This is a genomic window from Nonomuraea sp. NPDC051941, from assembly GCF_044593615.1.
Map to the genome: position 1 here is coordinate 1 of NZ_JBIUCF010000131.1, position 2,889 is coordinate 2,889.

General features: G+C 64.2%; 3 protein-coding genes and 1 pseudogene. 1 reads left to right on the plus strand and 3 read right to left on the minus strand.

What is annotated here, in order from left to right; translation table 11 throughout:
• Nucleotides 1–115 precede the first annotated feature (115 nt).
• The gene (locus ACIHFD_RS67705) at nucleotides 116–367 is read left to right on the plus strand and encodes a hypothetical protein (RefSeq protein WP_397375941.1); all 252 of its coding nucleotides are present in this window, start codon (nucleotides 116–118) and stop codon (nucleotides 365–367) included.
• 25 nt (nucleotides 368–392) lie between these two features.
• On the opposite strand, the gene ACIHFD_RS67710 is transcribed toward ACIHFD_RS67705, so the two are convergent.
• The 3 genes and pseudogenes from ACIHFD_RS67710 to ACIHFD_RS67720 all read right to left on the minus strand — a co-directional run.
• Complete coding sequence (locus ACIHFD_RS67710; RefSeq protein ID WP_397375942.1) at nucleotides 393–950, minus strand: hypothetical protein; 558 nt, start codon at nucleotides 948–950, stop codon at nucleotides 393–395.
• 185 nt (nucleotides 951–1,135) lie between these two features.
• On the minus strand, nucleotides 1,136–2,554 hold the full coding sequence (locus ACIHFD_RS67715; protein ID WP_397375943.1) for a hypothetical protein: 1,419 nt from the start codon (nucleotides 2,552–2,554) through the stop codon (nucleotides 1,136–1,138).
• A gap of 30 nt (nucleotides 2,555–2,584) precedes the next feature.
• A pseudogene (locus ACIHFD_RS67720) lies at nucleotides 2,585–2,889 on the minus strand (hypothetical protein); the annotation flags it as partial.

Here is a 2,889-nt window from a genome sequence, read left to right on the forward strand (position 1 = left end):
GTCACACCGGCGTCACGCTGACACAGCACCCCGAGATAGCCATGTAACGACACGAACTATCACGTTCCGTCACCACCGAAAGTGGGCCAGAGCCACTGACTGGACACACCCTACTGTGATCCAGGCATCGACAGAGATCGACCTGGAGGACGCCGCGGTGGCGCGTAAGCAGCCCGAGGACAAGCAGCCCGAAGACTCGGATCGGGAGCTGGTGGCCAAGCTCGTCGACCAGGCCCGCGCCGAGGGCATGGAACTGGTTGGCGAGAACGGGCTGCTGGGCCGGCTGTCCGCGTACTTCTTTGAGTGCTCCACGAAGTACGGAGATATGTGCACCAGCGCAGCGGCTGTCTCTGATCCTCCGATCTAATGATTCCCCGCGGAGGGTCGGGGTGTTATGAAGGCATCCGCTGACCGCGGGTGGGGTGGCGGCGCAGGTGGTAGGCGTTGGCCAGGGCGAGCACTATCGGCCCCCACAGGGCAATCGGGGTGATGCATACCATTGCCAGAGCCTGCCACCAGCCGTTCTCATACGCCGTGCGGTCAAAGACGCCGACCCAGGCGAGCACCATCCAGACCGAGATCGCGGTCAAAAGGAGCCCACCGATCACGGCCGGGACGACCGCCGCCATGGTCGGCACAGGTCTGCCGCCGATGACCGGGATCCAGTTCGGGACCACCTCGCCCCAACCGCGCACCAGACCGATGCTGAGCAGCGCCACCAACTCGGTGATCACACTGAGCCCGAAGACATAGGGGATAGTGATCCACAACGGTGATACGGGCGCGTCGTTGAGCTGTCCCATGTCGAAGTGAAAGGCAAACGGCAACCTCCACAGGCACGAAGGGAGCAGCAGCCAAGGAAGCGCGTAGGCGACACGGAGTGCCCATCGGGGGACGGGCTGTTCGGTGTCGCTGGTGGCTGGGGCCGCGTGCAGCAGTTTGATCGCCATCGCTGCAGTCTCTCCGGGCACCGAGGATGAAAGATCACCTGTGAGAATGAACCCGCCTCCCCCACGCGAGCTAATCAGGCGAGCGCGGCACGAGGAGGCGCCGCAATATCGAGCGCCTGAAGGCCCGCGGACAACTCGGTGCGTCCCTTGATCAGTTGGATCTATGGAGAGTTGAAGACAAGCGCTCAGGCGACCTCAGTGGCTTGTTCGATGTTCCTGAGCCGATTCTTGAGCCGGTAGCTGGGGCGATTGATGGAGATCACATCGCAGTGGTGGAGAAGCCGAAAGCGCGCGGGTTCGTCGAATCCCGGACGGGGTGAGCGGGGAACCCGCGTCAGGGTGGGGTGTTGGTGACCCGAGGTGAGGCGGGTTCGCGGGAACCGGGTGCTGGTCATGTGCTGATCCCTCAGGTGCTCGGGTGGTGTGCGGGTGAGCACGCTGATCTTTCCGGAATCGTTGCCGTGGACCTTGTGCCTGCCGAAAATTCCATCCGTGCAGTTCAAGCGGCATGTGAGTACTCGTGGAGGATTCCGCCGAGCCGGTCTCTCCGGCATATGGTCAAGCTTGTGATTCGCTCCTGATCGATGATCGGATCCGGGACGGGACGTAGTGGGGCGGCTTGGGCGAGGGCTTGATGGGCTCGGTGCCGGTTGTAGAACTGTTCGTACTCGCGCAGGGCGTGCCGCAGGTGGTGTTCGTTCCAGAGCAGGCAGCGGTCGAGTAGCGAGCTCGCGGCGGCAGGACTGCACCCACCGATCCATGACCGCGTTCATCCGCGGCATCCGGATACCGGTGAGCATGGTCTGGATGCCGGCCTCGGCGAGAATCTCGTCCATGAGACCAGGGAACTTCTCGTCTCGATCGCGGATCAGGTAGCGGGCCCGGCAACCGGTGTCTTCCAGATCCATCACCAGGTTCCTGACGGCCTGGGCGATCCAGTTCGCGGTCGGGTGTGCGGTGGTGCCGAGTACGCGGACGTGTCTGGTCGCGTGGTCGATGACGGCCAGGATGTACTGACGCCGCCCATCGAGAGTGATGGTCTCGATGAAGTCGCAGGCCAGCAGAGCCTCGACTTGGGAGCGCAGGAAGTCGGCCCACGTGCTGGTCGCCCGCTGGAGTGCTGGATCGATGTCTTCTTGCTTGAGGATCTCCCAGACCGTGGACGGCGCCACCTTGATGCCAAGTGTGGTGAGCTCTCCGTGCACCCTTCGGTAGCCCCAGGACGGGTTCTCCCGGACCAGGCGGAGGACGAGAGCGCGGATGGAACGGACGGTTGGCGGGAGCCCGCGCCGCTTCGGCACGCAGGCACCAGCGTAACGCCGTTGCACGAGATCGCGGTGCCAGTGCATGACAGTGTCCGGCCGGACGAGGAGCCTCAGCCGGCGAAGCACGTCGCGGGGCAGCGGTGCCAGTAGAGCGGCGAGGAAGGCCCGGTCTTCAGGCGCGAACCGCGCCCTGGTGCCGACGCCGAGCTGCCGTTCGAGGAGAGCGATCTGATGACGCAGGGCGAGAGTCTCGACGTCCTTGTCTCGATCTCCCATCGGAAGCAACCGCATTGCTGCGAAGGTATTCGTGACGGCGAAATAGGCCAGGCGAAAGAGCACGACCGGTCATCCTGCCGCACTGTCGCCTCTTCAGGAATCGAAGCCTGCCTGCGAGAGAAGCCCTGCAAGACCGTGACCTGGACGGATGGAATTATCGGCAGGCGCAGTGCCGACCTGGGCGAGAAGGCTCAGCGCTGCCGCTGACGCGGTGCCGGCCTCGGCGGTCACCACGACTATCCGCTGGCCTTCCTCCTGCGGGACGTTCAGGGTCTGGAGGTTGAGCTGCATGCGGCCTACGACCGGATGGTGCATGCGGTAGGTCGCGAGGTCCCACTTCCTGACCCGGTGCTCGGACCACATGCCGGCGAACTCCGGGCTCTTCATGGTCAGTTCAC

Excerpts from the sequence above, each read along its gene's own strand:
- ACIHFD_RS67710 (WP_397375942.1), bottom strand. The coding sequence starts at position 950 with ATGGCGATCAAACTGCTGCACGCGGCCCCAGCCACCAGCGACACCGAA.